The sequence below is a fragment of the Bradyrhizobium jicamae genome (assembly GCF_001440395.1).
Lineage (GTDB): Bacteria > Pseudomonadota > Alphaproteobacteria > Rhizobiales > Xanthobacteraceae > Bradyrhizobium > Bradyrhizobium jicamae.
The window spans coordinates 17,588-36,822 of sequence record NZ_LLXZ01000197.1 but is presented as its reverse complement, the minus strand read 5'-3'; the positions used below and the strand labels follow the sequence as shown (position 1 = coordinate 36,822).

19 protein-coding genes are annotated in these 19,235 nt (G+C 62.0%); 8 read left to right on the top strand and 11 right to left on the bottom strand.

Features of this window, described 5'->3' with window-relative positions:
- The first annotated feature begins 233 nt into the window (after positions 1-233).
- The 4 genes from CQ12_RS33955 (at position 234) to CQ12_RS33940 (ending at position 3,480) form a co-directional block, all read left to right on the top strand.
- Positions 234-1,403, top strand: coding sequence for a saccharopine dehydrogenase family protein (locus CQ12_RS33955; RefSeq protein ID WP_057839728.1), 1,170 nt, complete (start codon positions 234-236; stop codon positions 1,401-1,403).
- Between the two features lie 96 nt (positions 1,404-1,499).
- Entirely contained in the window at positions 1,500-1,676 is a 177-nt protein-coding gene (locus tag CQ12_RS45335) for a hypothetical protein (protein ID WP_198164322.1), read from the top strand.
- A gap of 200 nt (positions 1,677-1,876) precedes the next feature.
- Positions 1,877-2,797, top strand: coding sequence for an aldo/keto reductase (locus CQ12_RS33945; protein WP_083519592.1), 921 nt, complete (start codon positions 1,877-1,879; stop codon positions 2,795-2,797).
- A gap of 65 nt (positions 2,798-2,862) precedes the next feature.
- Positions 2,863-3,480 (top strand): DUF6064 family protein, encoded by a 618-nt coding sequence (locus CQ12_RS33940; protein ID WP_245310278.1) that lies wholly within the window; start codon positions 2,863-2,865, stop codon positions 3,478-3,480.
- Between the two features lie 46 nt (positions 3,481-3,526).
- On the opposite strand, the gene CQ12_RS33935 is transcribed toward CQ12_RS33940, so the two are convergent.
- Positions 3,527-3,904, bottom strand: a complete 378-nt coding sequence (locus tag CQ12_RS33935) for a hypothetical protein (RefSeq protein WP_057839726.1) — start codon at positions 3,902-3,904, stop codon at positions 3,527-3,529.
- Positions 3,905-4,067: 163 nt separating this feature from the next.
- On the opposite strand from CQ12_RS33935, the gene CQ12_RS33930 reads away from it, so the two are divergent.
- The gene (locus CQ12_RS33930) at positions 4,068-4,379 is read left to right on the top strand and encodes a putative quinol monooxygenase (RefSeq protein WP_057839725.1); all 312 of its coding nucleotides are present in this window, start codon (positions 4,068-4,070) and stop codon (positions 4,377-4,379) included.
- A gap of 24 nt (positions 4,380-4,403) precedes the next feature.
- Here CQ12_RS33930 and CQ12_RS33925 read toward each other — a convergent pair whose 3' ends face one another.
- The 5 genes from CQ12_RS33925 to CQ12_RS33905 form a co-directional block, all read right to left on the bottom strand.
- Entirely contained in the window at positions 4,404-6,062 is a 1,659-nt protein-coding gene (locus CQ12_RS33925) for a methyl-accepting chemotaxis protein (protein ID WP_057839632.1), read from the bottom strand.
- A gap of 29 nt (positions 6,063-6,091) precedes the next feature.
- The gene (locus tag CQ12_RS33920; RefSeq protein WP_057839631.1) at positions 6,092-6,412 is read right to left on the bottom strand and encodes a cupredoxin domain-containing protein; all 321 of its coding nucleotides are present in this window, start codon (positions 6,410-6,412) and stop codon (positions 6,092-6,094) included.
- 30 nt (positions 6,413-6,442) lie between these two features.
- Entirely contained in the window at positions 6,443-7,528 is a 1,086-nt protein-coding gene (locus CQ12_RS33915; RefSeq protein WP_083519591.1) for a cytochrome-c peroxidase, read from the bottom strand.
- 210 nt (positions 7,529-7,738) lie between these two features.
- Complete coding sequence (locus CQ12_RS33910; protein ID WP_057839630.1) at positions 7,739-9,028, bottom strand: RNA polymerase sigma factor; 1,290 nt, start codon at positions 9,026-9,028, stop codon at positions 7,739-7,741.
- 31 nt (positions 9,029-9,059) lie between these two features.
- On the bottom strand, positions 9,060-9,458 hold the full coding sequence (locus CQ12_RS33905) for a YciI family protein (RefSeq protein ID WP_057839629.1): 399 nt from the start codon (positions 9,456-9,458) through the stop codon (positions 9,060-9,062).
- A gap of 476 nt (positions 9,459-9,934) precedes the next feature.
- Here CQ12_RS33905 and CQ12_RS33900 point away from each other — a divergent pair, with 476 nt between their 5' ends.
- The 3 genes from CQ12_RS33900 (at position 9,935) to CQ12_RS33890 (ending at position 14,265) form a co-directional block, all read left to right on the top strand.
- Positions 9,935-11,596, top strand: a complete 1,662-nt coding sequence (locus CQ12_RS33900) for a di-heme-cytochrome C peroxidase (protein WP_057839628.1) — start codon at positions 9,935-9,937, stop codon at positions 11,594-11,596.
- A gap of 81 nt (positions 11,597-11,677) precedes the next feature.
- The gene (locus CQ12_RS33895) at positions 11,678-13,183 is read left to right on the top strand and encodes a DUF4331 family protein (protein ID WP_083519590.1); all 1,506 of its coding nucleotides are present in this window, start codon (positions 11,678-11,680) and stop codon (positions 13,181-13,183) included.
- Positions 13,180-14,265 carry a tetratricopeptide repeat protein gene (locus CQ12_RS33890; RefSeq protein WP_057839626.1) on the top strand — a complete coding sequence of 362 codons (1,086 nt, stop codon included), beginning with the start codon at positions 13,180-13,182 and terminating at the stop codon, positions 14,263-14,265. Before CQ12_RS33895 ends, CQ12_RS33890 begins: the two co-directional genes overlap by 4 nt.
- Positions 14,266-14,792: 527 nt before the next feature.
- Here the strand turns inward: CQ12_RS33890 and CQ12_RS33885 are convergent.
- The 5 genes from CQ12_RS33885 to CQ12_RS33865 are packed head-to-tail and all read right to left on the bottom strand — an operon-like array spanning position 14,793 to position 19,106.
- Positions 14,793-15,455, bottom strand: coding sequence for a protease inhibitor Inh/omp19 family protein (locus tag CQ12_RS33885; protein WP_245310281.1), 663 nt, complete (start codon positions 15,453-15,455; stop codon positions 14,793-14,795).
- 38 nt (positions 15,456-15,493) lie between these two features.
- On the bottom strand, positions 15,494-16,483 hold the full coding sequence (locus tag CQ12_RS33880; RefSeq protein ID WP_057839624.1) for a 2-hydroxyacid dehydrogenase: 990 nt from the start codon (positions 16,481-16,483) through the stop codon (positions 15,494-15,496).
- Entirely contained in the window at positions 16,483-17,244 is a 762-nt protein-coding gene (locus CQ12_RS33875; protein ID WP_245310280.1) for an ABC transporter permease, read from the bottom strand. The genes CQ12_RS33880 and CQ12_RS33875 overlap by 1 nt, the downstream gene beginning before the upstream one ends.
- Before the next feature lie 23 nt (positions 17,245-17,267).
- The gene (locus tag CQ12_RS33870; protein WP_057839622.1) at positions 17,268-18,080 is read right to left on the bottom strand and encodes an ABC transporter ATP-binding protein; all 813 of its coding nucleotides are present in this window, start codon (positions 18,078-18,080) and stop codon (positions 17,268-17,270) included.
- Positions 18,081-18,086: 6 nt separating this feature from the next.
- Complete coding sequence (locus CQ12_RS33865) at positions 18,087-19,106, bottom strand: ABC transporter substrate-binding protein (RefSeq protein WP_057839621.1); 1,020 nt, start codon at positions 19,104-19,106, stop codon at positions 18,087-18,089.
- Between the last annotated feature and the right edge of the window lie 129 nt (positions 19,107-19,235).

The following is a 19,235-nucleotide window of genomic DNA, read 5'->3' as shown; positions in this document are numbered from 1 at the left end:
CGTTCACACCCCGTTCGCCGCAGAAGTCTAGCGGAATTGACCTGCGGCTGAAATTGGGATGCCTTGTATTTCCGGATGCCCCCCAACCGACGGAACTCGAAGACGCCCCCGGGTGCTCGCAGTCCAGGGGTAGACTGGACTTGCCTCGCGCGGTCCTCTCCCACCAACCGGACATCGCGCCCTAAAGACGGGAACTGTGGTATCCTCCATCAAACGCGATGGAGGACAACGTCGTGAAGCGGGAGCTCGACCTCATCGTCTATGGTGCGACTGGCTACACCGGCCGCCTGATCGCCGAATATCTGGCGACGTCCTATCGCGGCGATGATGCTCCGTCCTGGGCGATCGCTGGACGCTCGACCGACAAGCTGGAGAAGGTGCGGGCCGACATCGGGGCACCGGATGATCTGCCTTTGGTGAAGGCGGACTCCTCCGAGCCGGCCAGCCTGCGGTCGATGTGCGAGCGTGCAGCCGTGATCATCACGACGGTCGGGCCTTATCAGCGCTACGGTCCCGAGCTTGTGGCGGCCTGCGCGGCCACCGGCACCGGCTATGTCGATTTGTGCGGCGAACCAGCCTGGATGCGGCGCATGATCGACGCCTATCACGACGAAGCGAAACGGACCGGCGCGCGCATCGTGTTCTCGTGCGGCTTCGATTCCATCCCGTTCGATCTCGGCGTGCTCACGTTGCAGGAGAAGGCCCGCGAGAAGTTCGGACGCCCGGCGCGGCGGGTGAAGGCTCGGCTGCGCAAGGTCAAAGGCGGGATGTCCGGCGGCACCGCGGCGAGCGCCCAAGCGACATTGGCCGCCGCCGCGCGCGACCCGGCCCTGATCCGGTTGCTGGCCGATCCCTTCGCATTGACGCCGGGCTTCACCGGGCCGTCTCAGCCGTCGGGCCTCATCCCCGAATACGACCCGAGCCTGAACGCGTTGCTCGTGCCGTTTCCAATGGCGCCGGTCAACACCAAGAACGTGCACCGCACCAATTTCCTGCTGGGTCATCCCTACGGCACGGACTTCGTTTATGACGAGATGATGGTCGCGCCAGGACTCGGGGAAGTCGCCGGCGTGACGACGGAGGCGTTCGCCACGCTGGTTTCCATGTTCGGGACCGGCGGTCTCAAATCTGGCGCAGGCCCGACTCGGGAAGTGCGCGAGAAGGGTTTTTACGACATCCTCTTTGTGGGGGAACTGCCGGACGGCGGACGGGTTGAGGCGGTAGTCACGGGCGACCGCGATCCAGGCTACGGCTCGACCAGCAAGATGATCACCGAGAGCGCTCTCTGCCTCGTGCGCGACGTGCAGGGCGAGGGCGGCGCCTGGACGCCGGGCGCGCTGATGGGTCCGGCGTTGCGCAAGCGACTGAAGGAACGCGCCGGCCTCACCTTCAGTGCGCATTGAGGCCATGCGAAGCGCGAGCCTCAAATCCGGTTCAATGGCCGCTTGCGCCATGACATCCGCGCGCATGATGTCGCGAAACTTGGAAGGGAGCCGACCATGACCCAGCGCATCCCTGAGAACCATTCCGGGGCCGAGTGGAGACTCGTCACCATCATCGGCGCGATGCCGCCGCGTGTCCCCAACGATGACGATGATGATGACGAGGACGAAGACAACGACGACGAGCCGGACGACGAGCCGCCGGTCGTCAGAGAGCCCGACGAAGACGAATAGGCGCGACGGCTCGCGCAGGTTTGAAAGACTGCGGTTCATCCCGCGACGTCAGCGGTCGATCCTGGATTGAGCGCGGTGCGCGACTACATACTTGATCCAGTGCCTTGATCTGCAATCCTGTATTGCAAAGCTGGCGGCGGCGTTCCGTTACTCAGCGCCTTTTGCGCGGGAGTTTCCCCGCCGCGATAATGGAGCATAGGATGCGGACGACCCGCCGAACGTTCGTGCAGGCCTCCCTGGCAGCGACCGCCGCCGCGACACTCCTGCCAATCTCGCTGCATGCCCAGCAAGGCCGGCTCATCCGCCGTCCGATACCCTCAAGTCGCGAGGAGATTCCGATCGTCGGGCTGGGGACCTGGATCACCTTCAACGTCGGCGACGATCCGGCGCTCCGGAACGAATGCGCCGGTGTCATGGCCGCCTTCTTCGAGGCGGGCGGCCGCATGATCGACTCCTCCCCGATGTATGGCTCGTCGCAACCGGTGGTCGGCTACGGCCTGCAAAAGCTCGGGCGACCTCAAGCGCTGTTCTCGGCCGACAAGGTCTGGACGTCCTCGGCAGCGGCAGGCCCGACCCAGATCGAGCAATCGCGACGCTACTGGGGCGTGCCGAAATTCGATCTGGTTCAGGTTCACAATCTGCTTACCTGGAAGCCGCATCTGCAGACGCTATTCCAGATGAAGGCGTCCGGCACGGTGCGCTATGTCGGTATCACCACGTCCGAAGGCCGCCGCCATGATCTGATCGAGCAGATCATGCGGAGCGAGCCGATCGATTTCGTGCAGTTCTCCTACAATGTCGTCGACCGCGAGGCGGAGGCGCGGCTGCTGCCGCTGGCGTCGGAGCGCGGCATAGCTGTGATCGTCAACCGCCCATTCCGGCAGGGCGCGCTGACCGAGCGGCTCAAGAACAAGCCGCTGCCCGAATGGGCGGCCGAACTCGGCGCATCGAGCTGGGCGGAGCTCATGCTGAAATTCATCCTCGCGCACCCCGCCGTCACCGTCGCCATTCCGGCGACCACGCGCGTCGACCATGTGCGTGAAAACCTCTCGGCCGCGGCTGGACCGATGCCTGATACCGCCATGCGGCAGCGCATCGCCGCTCACGTGAAGGCGCTTTGATGTCGGAATGGTGGACCTATCGGGCGGAGGATTTCCTGCTGTTCTCGCCGCGCGTCTACTGGCGCATGTTCGAATTGCACAATGCGGCGCTCTGGCCTCTACACTTCGTGACGTTCGACGCCGGCCTTATCATCCTCCTGCTCATCGCGTGGCGGCCGGGAAGCTCGGCGCGCTGGGTCGCATCTATCCTCGCAATGCTTTGGATTTTCGTCGGCTGGTCCTTCCTGTGGAACCGCTACACCACCATCAACTGGGTTGCCGCCTATATCGCGCCGGCTTTTTTCGTTGAAGGCACGTTGCTTCTCATCGCAGCCCTGTCTGGCGCCCTCGCCTTCGAGAAACGCCGGCCTGGCGATTGGATTGCATATCTCATCCTAGGCTTCGCACTTCTCGGACAGCCGCTGCTTGCCCCGCTGCAGGGACGCGGCTGGGCCTCGTCGGAAGTCTTCGGCATCGCGCCGGATCCTACGGTGATTGGGACGCTCGGCGTTCTGCTCCTCGCCCGCGGCAGGCTTGTGCCATGGCTGCTGCCGATCCCCGTGCTCTGGTGCCTCCTGAGCGGCCTGACTTTGCAGACCATGGGAGAGCCGCAGGCATGGGCAACGTATGCCGGGCTCGCGCTTGCCGCCCTAGGCTGGATATGGAGGATCGTCCGTCAGCGCGGATCGCTTCCAGTTGCGTGAAACGGGCCTGCCCGGCTCCTTCCGCACGACTTGAGCGCTGCCGCGCTCACGGCGCGATCCACCGCTGCACGGCGTCCGTCGTGTCGGCCGGCGTGGTGTTGAAGCAGATCCTGCTTTGCGGCGCGGCAAGGTGAACCAGATTGATGATCCGCTCGAACAAATGCAGCCGCTCCCGCGGCTCGCGCAGGCCGGCGCCGATCACCACGCAGTCGTAGTGTTTGGCGCCCAGCGCCGCCGCCACGACGGCTTCGGCGGTATCGCCGAGATCGATCAGGCAGCTATCGGCCTCAAACCCCGTCGCGCGAAGCCGCTCGATCTGCGCCGCGATGTAGCTCATCACCAGTTCGGCCGTGAGCCCGGGGAAGGCGCTGAAGTCGACGAAGGAAGGCTCGATGCCGATCGCGAGCACGGTCTTTTTCGCCATGCGGATCTCCAATAATCGCCGGAGCAACGCGCGCATCAGCCGACAGGTTCCAGCCTCGACATGGATACCATAGTTCGTCTGATGTCGAAGCATTCTTGTCGCGAAATCGGCCATGCTGAGCTGGCTCGCCGGCTCAGAGCCGGCCGTTTCACAGGAGAACGCCATGACCACCACCAACAACGCAAACCAGAAGCTGGTCGTCACCGCATTCTGGGAAGTCAATTCGGGCGAGGAAGCTGTCGTCGCCGGGCTTCTCAAGGATTTCCTGCCGCAGGCGCAGCGCGAGCCCGGCGTCAGGGAGTTCCAGATTCATCAGAACATCGCAAAGCCGCGAGAATTCTTCTTCTACGAAGTGTTCGCCGGTGAAGCGGCCTTCGCCGAGCATCAAGAGACCGATCACTTCAAGAACATCATCCTCGGGCAGGCTATCCCGAAACTCGCCAAACGCGAGCGTTCGCAGTTCCGCTTCATCTGACGTTGGGCGGACGCCGGACCGGCGTTACGCGGCGACGTTCGAGAGGAAGCGATCGACGGACGCGCGCAGATCGGTTGCCTGAACCGAGAGGTCGCGCGCGGTCGCCAGCACCAGATCGGCGGAACGATTGGTGTTCTCGGTCGCGGTGGCCGTTCCGGCAATGCTTCGGGCAACGCTTTCCGTTCCGGCGGCGGCGTGCCCGATGCTCCGCGATATTTCGTTCGTCGCTGCATTCTGCTGGCTGACGGCATCGGCGATCGCCGCGGTGAAGCGATCGATCTCGTCCATGATCGACGCAATGGCGCCGACATTGTCGACCGCCTGCTTGGTCGCCGATTGCACCTCGGCGATCTGCGAGGAGATATCCTCGGTCGCCTTCGCGGTCTGGGTGGCGAGCGCCTTGACTTCCGAGGCGACCACCGCAAATCCGCGGCCAGCCTCGCCGGCGCGTGCCGCCTCGATCGTAGCGTTGAGCGCCAGCAGGTTGGTCTGGCCGGCGATGTTGCGGATGAAGCCCACGACCTCATCGATATGTTGCGTGGAGCTGGCCAGCGCCCGGATCGTATCGTTGGCCGTCCCGGCCATGCCGGAGGCGCGCTGCACGATCATGGTAGCGTCATTGACCTGCGTCTTGATCGCCTGCACGGAATCGCCGAGCTGGCTCGCGGCGCTTGCTACCGTCTGAACGTTGGCCGAAGTCTGGCCGGCGGTGGAGGCCGTCTCGACCGACTGCTTGCCCGCGGCGTGCGCGATTGAGGAAAGGGTTTGCGCGGTGTTCGTCAACTCGCCCGTCATCCGGTCGGTGTTGGCGAGCGCCGCGGTGAAGGTGGAACGGAAGGCTTCTATCTCGGCCTCGATGCGCTGACGCCGGTTGACCTGTTGCGCATGCGTCTCGTCCTTGGAGGACATCAGCGCCAGGTCCTGATCGGCGCGGGCCTTCAGGCTCGCCTGCATCACGGCAAGCGATTTGAGAAGCCGGCCCAGTTCGTCCCGTCGCCGGACCGCGATATCGTCGGCGAAATTGCCGGCCGCCACGCGTTCGGCAACGCGCACCGCGGCCGAGATCGGCTTGCTGAGCGAATAGGCAAAGGCCATGGCGATCAAGAATCCGACCAGCGCGGTCCCCACAGCGATGCCTAACATGGCGCTGCGTGCGGCGGTGACCGACGCCTCCGCCTCGGTCCGATAGTCGAAGCCATAGGCCGCCACCAGTTCCACGAGATCGTCGAGTGCCGCAACAGCCTCGTCACCCTGCTGCGTCAGCGCGAAGATCGTGGGGATCTCGGTCAGACCGCCGGGCGCCGGCTTGAGGATTTTCAATCCGGCATTCGACCAGCCGCGGAGGCTGGCTTCGGCCTTCTCGCGGGCAGCCTTGGCGTTTGCGCTGTGGACCCGGTCCCGGACCACGTTGAGATCTTCGGAAATGTTGCGAACCAGCTTTTCGTAGCGGGCCACGGCTTCGCTCGTCGTCCCCTCGGTCAGGCTGCGCTGCATGATGAGACGCGCCTCGTTCAGCCCTGCATGCGCCGAGCGCGCGTGATTGATCCCCATCAGCGGGCCGTCATAAAGCCGCACCACCAGGTCGCCCGCGGTGGAGATACCCTGGATGCCGTAGAATGCGAGCCCGCAGGCGAGCAGGATGACAACGCTGAAGGCGCCGAAAATCTTGTAGCGGATCGACATCAGAAATCTCCGGCGCGGCGTTGGCGCGATTAGTCCGTAACCTTCACCATCATCTTCATCCGCGGATGGATCGCGCAGATCACCTGAATGTCGCCGGCTTCCTTGAAGGTGACGTCCGTCGACGTGCCGGGCGCCTGCGAGCCGAGGTTGAATTCGCTGCCCTTGGTGGCCGACATCAGGTTGTGGGGAATGCTGTCGTCGTTGACGAAGGTCAGCGCGTCACCCTTCTTGATGGAGACGTTCTCGGAAGAGAACACCCTTCCCTTCTGGTAGACCATCTGGTTGGCGGCGAGCGCGCCAGCCGAAAAGCCGGTGAGGACGACGAGAGCGAAGGCGATAGTCTTGTGCATGGAATTTTCCCTGGAACGGAGTGGTTGAGATCAGCGGGGCAGGACCGGCACGGCGGTCGGACTGAGGTTACTGGTGAGCGTCTTCATGAAGGCGACCAGATCGGCCTTTTCCTGAGCGGAGAGGCCCAGCGGTTTCATCAGGTCGGAGCGGCTGGGACGGTCGACGCCGCCATGGTCGTAATGCTCGACCACGGCTTCCAGCGTGTCGAGCGATCCGTCGTGCATGTAGGGGCTGCGGCGCTCGATCTCGCGCAGGCCCGGCGTCTTGAAGGCATGCTGCATCTTGACCACGCCGGGCACGAACTCGCCGCGGCCGATATCCTTGCTCGGCAGGCCGATGTCCTGGAAGCCGTCGTTGGTGAAGTTCCAGCCTTCATGACACGCCGAGCACATTGCCTTGCCGTTGAAGACGGCGAAGCCGCGCTTGGCCTCTTCGGAGATCGCCTTCTCGTTGCCTTCGATCCAGGCGTCGAACGGCGCTCGTTCGGAGACGACGGTGCGTTCATAGGTGGCGATCGCCTTGGCGAGCGTCTTGGCGCTCATGCCCTCACTGGGAAAGGCGGCGGCGAACAGCGGCTTGTACTCGCTGATCGACCCGAGCCGATCCATCAACTGATTGAGCGGCATGTTCATTTCGCCGGCGGCCTCGATCGGGCCGAGCGCCTGCTCTTCAAGGGTGGCGAGCCTGCCGTCCCACATGAAGATGGCGCCCCACGCGGCGTTGACGATGGTCGGCGAGTGACGACCGAGCTTGGCCATGCCGTGACCGACACCGACGGCAAGACCATCGCCCCAACCGAAGCCCGGGCTGTGACAACTCGCGCAGGATTGCGCCATCGAGACCGAGAGTCGGGTATCGAAATACAGCTTCTTGCCGAGCGCAGCCTTTTCCGGCGTGTAGGGATTTTCCTTCGGGAACGGGATCGTTGCCGGCCGCTTGTATTGCGACTTGATCGAATCGATCCCGGGCGCAGCCTTCGAGCCGAGATCGATGCGGCGCGTCTCGCCGACAACGACGGCGCCGAGGCCGATGCTGGCGAAGCTGATGGCCCCGATGCTGGCGGCAACCACGACGGTCCCGAACAGGTTTGATCGACGAGGGAAAAGTCCCGGCATGCCGCGTCCTCGAAACTAGCGCCAAGGGCCGCCGAACCGCGTGACCGAAAGGCGAATCCAAAAATCAAACAATGAGTCGCAGTGACGATAGTGCTGATTGGTTAATCACTGTGTTCGGAATCAGAACTCCGAAGCCCGTAGTACTACGAGCAGCGAGAGGGCTTTATTTGCAGCGGATTCGGCAATTCTAGCGTGCGCGAGATTCCTCGCTCATTCAGAAATCAGCGAACGATTGCGAGCTGCATCGCGTGCTTCATCTGCGCGCCGCATCATCAATTCCCGCTCGCGCTTGTTGCCGGCGAGCTTCACGGCAACCTCGAATGCTGCGCGCGCTTCGGCAAAGCGGCCGAGCTTGTAGAGCAGATCGCCGCGGACACTGCCCAGCAGATGATAGTTTTTTAGCGCAGGCTCGTGAGCCAACTGATCGACAATGACAAGCGCGGCCGCCGGTCCCTCGGCCATACCGACTGCCACGGCGCGGTTGAGCTCGATGACGGGCGAACGCACCAGTGCGGCAAGTTCGGCATAGAGTTTCGCGATGCGCGGCCAGTCGGTGTCGGCAGGCGTCCCGGCGCTGGCGTGACAGGCGACGATCGCCGCTTGCAGCGTGTAGAAACCCTGCCCGCCGCCGAGGCCGTGCGCCCGCGCCAATGCCAGCAACCCGCGGCGGATCTGAAGCCGGTCCCACCGCGCGCGGTTCTGGTCCATCAGCAGGATCGGATCGCCGGCTGCATCCGTGCGCGCCGCGATGCGCGACGCGTTCAGCTCCATCAGCGCCAGCAGGCCGTGGGCTTCGGCCTCCTGCGGCGCCACCAGCGTCAGCACCCGGCCCATGCGCAGCGCGTCGTTGCAGAGCTGCGGCCGTAGCCATTCGTCGCCACGCGCTGCCGCATAACCTTCATTGAAGATGAGATAGACGACCTCCAGCACCGAAGCGAGCCGCTCCGAAACCTCCGCGCCGCGCGGGGTTTCGTAAGTAAGCCCGGATTCCGACAGCGTGCGCTTGGCGCGCACGATACGCTGGGCAATCGTCGCCTCCGGCTGCAGGAAGGCGCGCGCGATCTCTTCCGTGGTCAAGCCGCAGATCATCCTGAGCGCCAGCGCCGCGCGGGCTTCGCGCGACAGTTTCGGATGACAGGCGGTGAAAATCAGCCGCAGCAGCTCGTCGCCGATATCGTCATCGAGGGCGGCGTCCGGATCGGGCATCGCCTGTTGCTCCTGCTCCTGCTCGCGCGTCAGCATCTCGTGCTTGCGCGCGAGCATGCGGCGGCGGCGCAGATCGTCGAGCGCGCGGCGTTTGGCGGTCGCCATCAGCCACGCGCCGGGCTTGTCCGGCACGCCGGTGACAGGCCAATGTTCGAGCGCCGCCACCAGCGCTTCCTGCGTCAGGTCCTCGGCCAGCGTCACATCGCGCAGCATCCGGGACAGGCCCGTGATCAGGCGCGGCTGTTCGATGCGCCAGACCGCCAGAATGGTGCGATTGACGTCGGCGGCAATCATCGCCGCCGACGATGTCCGCCGATCGTTAGCATCATGCGTGGGCACGCACGCCGACATCGCAGGCACCATCCACGCCCGGTGTCGCCATTACGCGAACCTCGCAGGTGCCGTCCCAGCCCGGCATGTGATCGAGGTGGAGCTGCATGAACTCCCTTGCGCCCGCCATCGCCTCTTCCATGTCCCGGTGTTCGAAGATGGCGTAACCGCCGATCAGTTCCTTGGTCTCGACGAACGGCCCGTCGATCACGCCGAGCTTGCCGTCCGTTATCCTGACCTGTGCGCCGGCCACGGCGATCGGCATCAACCCGCCGCTGTCGAGCATCCGCCCGGCCTTGATTTCCCGGTCGGCGAGCTTGCCCATTGCCTCCATCAAGGCCGGGGTCGGCCCCCTGTCGGGCTGCGAGGACGTGACGATGTACATGATCCGCATGAGGAAACTCCCGTTGGGGCGAGTTGCGGCGGTGATCGCCCGCAAAACTGGCTCGCTATGGGAGACGACGAACGGGAAGCCGTCGGATCGACAGGGGGTTTGATAAAATTTGTCCAGCTCCCCGAAGCGATGGCCGACGCCGATGACGTCCGATTATCGGGGTGGACCGGAAGTGACTGGCCGACTTTCTAAACGCCGCCTTTAACCCAACTAGGACATCGTTGAGCGACGCTTAGCAAGCGGCACCAACACGTCACAATCGTTGTCTTGATCTAAATCAAACAGCCGCGCGTTGAAGACGATCTGACACAGGGCTAAAACAACCCTGCGATCGAGCCTTAGGAGAACCGAGTATGTTCCGAAGCAATCGCGATCCGGCAGTGTTTGTTTCGCTTGCATTAGCGATCTCGTTGTCGTGTGCCGGGAGCGTTTTACTTCCTGCACCAACTGCGGCCCAAACGTCCCCGGATCAGTCGGTGATCTATCTCAACCAGGGTTGGTCGCAGAACGATCGCGAGTGGTACTATAACTTCTCGCAGGGTTCGGCCATCCTCTCTTATGACATCTTTTTGAATCTGGAAATTGCCAACGGCCAGGAGCTATTCCGGTCGGACGCCAACAGCGTCCGCTACGGCCTGATTCCCGGAGCACCCAACTGGATAAATCCGGACGGTCTACCGATCGGTATGAGCAAGACGACTCTCGCGACTGCGATCGGGGACTGGCCGGCAGGCGACTATGCAGGCCCGACGTGCGCGGCCTGCCACGAAACGCAACTGAACTACAAGGGCAAGCGCGTTCGCATCGACGGCGGGTCTGCAAACACGTTTGATATACAAGCCTATATACAGGCTCTCAACGCAGCGACACGCGAGACTCTGACTGATGCGGCGAAATTCGACCGGCTCGCGACGCGGCTTGGAGCGGCAGGGCCCGAAGCTAAGGCCAAGTTGCGCGAGCGCTTCGAACATCAGGCCCCGGCGATACACCAATACGCGACAATAAGCTCTGCAAGCCCCTCGCCCTGGGGGCCGGCGCGAATTGATGCCCGCAGCCTGATCAACAACAGGCTGACCGCCATTCTGCCTGGCATCCCCGAGAACACGTCAACGGCTATCGCGCCTGTTAAGCCGCCGTTCCTGTGGAACTCTCCGCATGGATTGTGGACACAGTGGGCGGCGTATATTCAAAGCCCGCTGGACCGAAACCTGGGCGAGACGATGGGCGTCTTCATGCCCATCAACCTGCACGCCAAAACTCCCGCCGAAGGGCTGTACGATTCTAATGCGGCCATTCCAGAGCTTCAACGCGTTGAAAAACAGTTGGAACGACTGGCGCCGCCAAGCTGGCCGGAGGACGTGTTTGGAAAGATTGACCGCGAAAAGGCCAAGACCGGCAAGGCACTGTTTATGGAGCACTGCGCGAGTTGCCACAATGCATGGCCGTATCGCTGGTCCGAGCCGAACAAATACGGCAAGCGTTTCGTTCTCGTCGGCCTTGTTCCGCAGTCCTATATGGGCACCGATCGCGCGCAGTCCGAGGCCATCCGGCCATTCGCAGTCACTGGTCAATTCAGCAATCATTTGCCGCCGCAGTTTCGCGGGAAGTATGTTGTTCCCATGTATGACCTCGCACGAACAATACGGATCGCGGTCGAGGAGAAGGCCGTCGCAAAACTGAACCCGACTCCAGCCGAGCTGGTGGAGCTGAATGGTTATCGAGAACTGCCACAGCCCCCAATACCCGATCAGGTCTGGAAGGCGGCGCCGCGTGACGGCGTATGGGCTACTCCGCCTTTCCTCCACAACGGATCAGTACCCAACCTTTACGAGATGCTGGTGCCGACTGGCGAGCGTTCGAAAAAGTTCTGCATCACCAGCGAGTTCGATCCGATCAAAGTGGGGTTCGACACGACCTGTGGGCCCAACACGTTCGTCTTGGATACAAGCTTGCTCGGAAACACGAACGCGGGTCACTCGTTCCAGGATGGGCCGCGCGGCAACGGTGTTGTCGGTCCCTTACTGAGCGACGATCAGCGGTGGGCGCTTGTCGAATATCTCAAGTCAATTCCGGAAGAGCCGGGCCGCGTCACGCCATACGGCGGTCCGCCGGAAACGAGCCAGCCGCAGAAGCCGTGACAAACCCCGCCACGGGCGTGATTGGCGAACCGGTCACGTTCAGGTTGGCGCAGTTAAGTCCGATATGAATGGAGTCTGGCGATGTCCGATCACATCGATGGGCCGAGACAAATCGGCGACCCGTCGGCGGACTTGACCGATCTGTTTGCCTTCACTAGCCCGGAGAACCCATTACGCACGGTACTGGCTGCGAATGTCTTTCCAACTTGCGGCCGCGACGCGACGTTCTCGAACGCAATCACCCACTCGATCGTAGTTCGGCGTGCAAAAGTAAATGGTTTGGGCGACGCCACGAAATTCGTGACCTCGGATCCGGAAATCCGTTTCAGTGTTCGTTTCGATACTCTGGAACGCGGCGCGTCAGGCCAGAAACCCATCCAGCGCGGCACCTGCACGTTTCCCGACGGCCAGACGCTTCGTGTCGTCGTCAATGACGAAAAGGGCGCCTCCACTCCCGATGGCACCTTCCGCGTCTTTGCCGGCCTGCGTTCCGATCCGTTCATCCTCGCATGGATCGTATCGGCTATGAGGCCGTTTCAAAACCTCCTGCAAAACGACAATGTGCTCTGCATCGTGATCGAGTTCGACACCCGGCGGGTCCTGGAGCCAGACAGAGGCTCCTTGTTTGGTGTCATTGCCGAAACGGTACCGCTGGCCAGACAAAACGCCTTGGTTGGGCACGAGCCTTCGCGCCTCGACTGGGTTGGGCGCCCTGAACAGACCAACGTTCGTCTCAATTGTGCGTTTCTCAAGGATGCCGATGATCTCCGTGACCTATGGAACCAGCAAACACCTTTTGCGATTGCGGATGGATTTCGTTCGTTATTCCTTCAGCGCTTGAAGGATAGCTTGGCGGCCTACGATATGCACGACGGCAGACAGGATTGGACACCCGCAGCACTAACCGCAAACGCTAATATGTTTCTTGATGACTTTCTACTGTTCGATGTTGCCAAGCCGATCAACGATACTAGTCACATGGAGATCGAAAAAAGTACCCTTGACGGCAAGACCTATCAAACTGGTGGCGGACGAACGGTCGATGCCAATGTCATCGATGTCTTGCTTACATGGATAGTGAACCGCGATCGGGAGCTGCTTCGCGGCGGCACGACAAAGGCCACGAAACCGGGCAGCAAGACCTTTCCGTACTTCGCCACGCCGAATCTGGAACTGCAACATGTGACAGAACGCGTCAACCTTAATGCTGCGCCGGACAAGATTTGGGAATTGATCGGACAATTCGGCGGCGACTGGCATCCATTGATCGCCAATATCAAGCTGATCGGCACCGGCATTGGACAGCTGCGCGTTATTGAGACCATCGATGGCAAGCAAATTATCGAACGCCTCGATGCAACCGACAACTCCGCAAGGTCTTATCGTTACACGAACATCAGCGGGATCCCGGCGTCGGACTACACTGGAACGCTTGAGGTCAAACCCAGTGGCACCGGTAGCTCCGTCGAATGGCGAGCACAGTATCTCGGAAATGGCCAAGGCGACCTTGTCGTCAGAACGATTGTGTCAACGCTTTTCAAAACTGGATTGGAGAGCCTGAAGCCGCGCTTTGGAGCCGGAAAGTGATCGTTACACCGGAGCTAGATTGCGCCATCACACCGACCACCGACGGCGAGATCGCCGTCATCAATCTGGAGAGCGCGCGCCGACGATCCTGGACCAGGTTCTTCGCGGATCCGACACGGAACGGCGTAGCCGAGACTGTGGTCGAGCACGAGCAGCTTGCCTTGCAGTTCGTCGGCGACATATTCGCACTTGATCGTGTCGAAGCATTGGCCGTCCAGCTCAATCAAATGGACGCTGCGTCAGCGCGAGTAATGTTGATCCAGGCTCGAGTGGCGTCGATGGCGCACAAATTTTCCGAGGCCAGAAAATATCTTGTGCAAGCCGAGATTGGCGGCGCGCCCACAGCGGACGTTGATCGCCTTCGATTGAATATCGATCAGGCGTGCGGGTCGAATCTCGACAACGTGCTCGATGCGCGGCGCAGGATTGCAAACGAAAACCACGGGCTGGAGGATTTTGTTGCCCTGGGGTCTCTGTTAGCTGATCTTCACGACTTCGTCGCCGCTGACCGGGCTTACAAAGAGGCCTTGTGGGCCTCCCACGATGTGTCGCCATTTCCTGTTGCCAGGGTTTGTTTCCAACTCGGCGTGCTTTGGGGCGAACTGGCGCCGGAGCCTGAGTTTTCCACGGCTGCCCAATGGTATCGGCGGGCGATCGCGGTCCTGCCGATGTACACAAAAGCCCGTGTGCATTTGGCTGAGATTTATTCCTCAGACGGCAGTTTGGACGACGCCGAAGCATTACTTCGGCCAATTGTTACGGTTGGAGATCCGGAGGTCGATTGGCGCCTTGCCGACGTCTTGGCCGCTCTAGGCAAGTTTGAAGAATCCGAAGCACGCATGAAAGTGGCCCGCTCCGGTTTCGACTCGCTTCTCGAACGTCATCCGCTTGCCTTCGCGGACCACGGCGCTGAGTTCTATGCTGGGAGCGGCAACGATTGTCGCAGGGCTCTTCAGTTGGCGCGGATCAATGCCGACAATCGGCCCACGCTTCGTGCGCTTGAACAAGCTCGCAACATTGCGACTTCTGCCGACGATGCGGGAGCCGGCTTCGAACTCCTGTCCGTGGCCACCAGGCGATAAGGCCAGGCCGCCGCATTTTCGTTATCGGCACTGCAAAGACATCGATTGAAGAATCTGGAAGGGGGAGCGGCATGATAATCGATCGTAGGACCTTTGTTGGAGGCACAATGTCGCTCGCCCTTGCGCCAGCGCTTGATCTGTTGCCAGTGCAACTTCTAACTCCTGAAACGGCAGCAGGTCAGCTCGATTTGATGATCGACGGATGGAACGTGCCGAGCGAGTGCGACGCCGCCGACGCAGTGTGGATCAGGATCGGGCGCTCCTGGCGAACGACTTGGCGATGATTTTCACTGGCGACACCCAATTCCGGTTCTGGCCCCTTTGAGACATGCCGACGGACTCGGGAAATGTCTGCTTATCGGGCTAGATCGGAAGTAGTCGGCGCATAGTCGAAATGACGCGTTTGGCCCTTCGGCGACCTCCGCTCTTATGCTGATGTTGAGCGATGAGCCGACATCAGGCGCGACCAAGACTGAGCGCCTGATTTACGAGTACGCGCCCTGGTTCACGATCCGAACGACTGAACGCTACTGCCCCCGCAGCATGATCAGGGGATCGGCGGTATCGGGCACGCGCCGCCACTGCGCATTGTCGTCGGCCTCGAACTGCCAGCTCTCGCCGGACTTCGACGTCAGGATCATCTGCCCACGATCGAGCCGCCACTCCGTCGGCGCGAAGGCTGCGACCGCGGGATCGCATTTCGGCTTCAAGAATACCTGGAAATTATCGCCTGACGCTTCGGTGTTGGTCAGCGTCAGGCCGCAGATCGGCCGGCCGTTGCCGCGGACCATCGACCAGTCGCCGATCATCTGGTCCATCGACTTGGCGAGCGAGCGCGCCGCGGCGAGGTTCTGCAGGATGTAGACGCCCTCGCCGCTCCGCAGGCCTTCGAAGATGCCGCTCTCGACCTCGGTGAAGTCGATCACGGGCTGGCCGGCCGCATCCTGCAGCCGCACGATATCCAGCCCCTTGATGTTCCAGGCGGTGATGTCCTTGGTGAACGGCAACGCCTTGGGACAGTTCGGCTCCAGCTCGAGCTTGAACCCCTGCGACGTCGTATCGCTCTTCAGCGTGACGACACAGGTCTTGCTGCGTTCGGTGGTGGCGAGCTCCCACTGCCCGATCATTTCCTTCTTCAGGCTCGAAGCATCCTGCGCCGCCAACGGCGACGCGGGCGTAAGCAGCGCCATCAGCGCTGCTGCTGCGATACCCGAACGCGCAAGCGACATCAGCGTCCCTTTACCGGGGTTTCCGGAACCGGCGTCAACGGCGCCTTGCCGGCGAACCAGTTCTTCAGATTGTCGACGACGAGCTGATCCATGGCGTTCCGCGTTACCACGGAAGCCGAGCCGATATGTGGCAACAGCACGACATTTTGCATGGCCTTCAGTTCGTCCGGCACGTTCGGCTCGTTGGCGAACACGTCGAGCCCGGCCGCGAGGATGGTGCCGGATTTCAGCGCCGCGACCAGTGCCGGCTCATCGACCACAGAGCCACGGGCGACGTTGATCAGGACGCCGCGCGGGCCGAGCGCCTTGAGCACATCGGCATTGATCATCTTGGCGGTGGAGGCGCCGCCGGGCACGATGACGACCAGCGTATCCACGTCCTTCGCCATTTCCAGCAGGTCGGGATAGTGCTTGTAGGAGACGGCCGAGGACGGGTTGCGCGAGTGATAGCACACCGGCACAAGCGAGGCATCCAGCCGGCGTCCGATCGCCTGCCCGATGCGGCCCATGCCGACGATGCCGACCTTGCGATCGCGCAGCGAGCCTGCGCTCAACGGATAGTTCTGCGCCTGCCACAGCCCGGAGCGCAGATAGCGATCGGCCTTGACGAACTCGCGCAAGGTCGAAATCAGCAGCCCCATCGCGACGTCGGCGACTTCTTCCGTCAGCACGTCGGGCGTGTTGGTGACGACGATATTGTGCTCGCGCGCGTAAGCGGAATCGACGTGGTCGTAACCGACGCCGAAGCTCGCGACGATTTCGAGCTTGGGGAAATGCGACAGCGCCTTCGCGTCTGCCGGCACCATGTGATAGGTCACCGCGATGCCGCGGATTTTCGCGACCGTATCCGGCGTCAATCGCTCGAGGTCGGCGCGGCTCTCCGCCATATGCAGGACGTACTGATCCGAAAAGCCGTTTTCCAGGATCGGCCTGACCGGGCCATAGATCAGGAGATCGATCTTCTCGGACGAAATATCAGCGGCAGCCATCAATTTTCCTTTCCAAGCGCGCTTTCATGCCAGCGCCGTAATACCAGGTGCGAAACTAGCGCCAGCAGCCCATAGATGACAATCCCGGCCACCGACAGCAACAGCAACGCCGCGAACATTCGGGGAATGTTGAGGCGGTAACCGGACTCGGCGATCCGGAACGCCAGGCCCGAGCCCGAGCCCGCGGAGCCCGCCGCGATTTCGGCGACCACGGCGCCGATCAGCGACAGGCCGCCGGCGATCCGCAAGCCGCCGAGAATAAAGGGCAGCGCCGCCGGCAGTTTCAGATAGCGCAGCGTCTGCAGCCGTGACGCGCCATAGAGCTGAAACAGGCCCGCCAGATTGCGATCCACCGAATTCAGCCCAAGCGTGGTGTTGGACAGAACGGGGAAGAATCCCACGATCCAGGCGCAGACGATGACCGCGGTCTGCTGCGGCAGATAGATCAGCAATAGCGGCGCAATTGCGATGACCGGCGTCACCTGCAGGATCACGGCGTAGGGAAACAGCGAATGTTCCAGCCATTTCGACTGATTGAACAATAACGCCAGCGCGATGCCGCCGACGGCGGCCGCGATGAAACCTTCCAGCGTGGTGAGCAGGGTGACGCCGAGCGATTGCGACAATACCGGCCAGTCGCTGACCAGCGTCTGAAACACGACATAAGGGCTCGGCAGCACATAGGGCTGGATGTCGTTGACGCGGACCACGAGCTCCCACAGCGCCAGGCCCACACTAAGCACGACGATGGGCAGCAGCATGCGGCCGATATTGTGCAGGGAACTCATGCGCTGCGCTGCCCGGAATAGGACGGCGTAAGCGCGCTGGAGACTTCGCGGCAGTGGGCAGCGTACTCCGCCGAGGTGCGAAACTCCTCCCCGCGCGGCTCCGATGTCGTGACGCGAAACTCGCGGGCAAGACGGCCCGGCCGCGCTGTCATCACGATCACCCGCTGCGACAGATAGACCGACTCGAACACCGAATGGGTGACGAAGATGACGGTCTTGTGCAACTTGCGCCAGAGATCGAGCAGATCGTTATTGAGGCGAAAGCGCGTGATCTCGTCGAGCGCCGCGAACGGCTCGTCCAGTAGGAGGATGTCCGGATCGGTGACGAGTGCGCGCGCCAGCGACACCCGCATCTTCATGCCGCCGGAGAGTTCGCGGGGGTATGCATCGGCAAACTCGGCCAGTCCGACCTGCGCCAGCGCGTCATCGATCCGACGGTCGGCTTCCGTCGCCGTCACATGCGCAAGCTTCAACGGCAGGCGCACGTTGTCGTGCACATTCGCCCACGGCATCAAGGTGGGCTCCTGAAACACGAAACCAATGGGATGACGCCCATCCGCTTTGCTGGCGCGATGGGAAACGTCCACCGTACCAGCGCTCGGCACAGCGAGGCCCGCGATCAACCGCAACGCGGTGGACTTTCCGCAGCCGGAAGGCCCGAGCAGCGAGACGAATTCGCCTTTTGCAATGTCGAGATCGAGCGGCCCCAGCGCGGTTACCCCGCTATCATAGGTCTTGGTGACGGCGCGCAGACGCACGGCAAGGCCCGCCGCGTCGATATTCGTCTCGGACAAAGCGGGCTCCGCCATCTCGCGTCAGTTCTTCGGCCGCAGGTCGAGACCGACGCCCTTGTTGACGAAGCGCAACGTGTAGGCCTGGCGATAGTCGATGTCGCGGCGAACCACGCCCGCGCGAACCATCTTGTCGAAAAAGCTCGCCACCCGCGCGTCGGTCATGGCGCCGATGCCGTCGCGCAAGGTGTCGCCGGAATCGACAATGCCGTATTCCTTCATCTTGTCGACGGAATAGCGCAGTAACTCGTCGGTCATTTCCGGGTTCATCTGCTTGATCATGGCATTGCCGGCCGAATTATCGCCGTAGAGATAATTGTACCAGCCGATCATGGAAGCATCGACAAAACGCTGCACCAGGTCCGGCTTCTTCTCGACGATCTCGCGGCGCGTCTCGATCAGCGTCGAATAGGCATTGAAGCCGTGATCGGCCAGCAGGATCACGCCGGGCTTGAAGCCAGCGGTCTTCTCCACGGCGTAGGGCTCCGAAGTAACATACCCCTGCATCGCGCTCTGCTTGTTCACGATGAAGGGCTGCGGATTGAAGGTGTAAGGCTTTACCTTGCTCTCGCTGAATCCGTATTCGGATTTCAGCCATTGAAAGTAGCTCGCCACGCCCTCCTTGGACACCAAGAGCGTCAGCGGCTTGAGGTCTTCGAGTTTGGTGATCTTGGCTTCCGGATGGGTCAGGAAAACCTGCGGATCCTTCTGGAAGATCGCGGCGACTGCGATCAGCGGCACATTGTTGGCGACCGCATCGAAGGATTGCAGCGTGTTCGCGCTCATGAAGAAGTCGAGCTTGCCGGCGGTCAGGAGGATGCGGTTGTTGGTATTGGGCCCGCCGGGAACGATGGTGACGTCGAGGCCATATTTCTTGTAGGTGCCGTCGGCGACCGCCTGGAAGAAGCCGCCATGTTCGGCCTCCGCGACCCAGTTGGTTCCAAATGACACCTTGTCGAGGGTTTGGGCGCGCGCAGGCATCAGGGCGGAAACCAGCGCCAGAAGACCTGCGGTTAACGCTCGCGGCAAAAAGGCCGGGTTCATGGTTGGACTCCGTCGATCGTTCTGGCCCATGATGGAAGCAGTGGACGTGGATATCGTCCCACGGCTGTAGCCGGGGATTGGATCAATTCCCGGACTATCTAACAAACTACCCTGCAAATTCATCCAAAG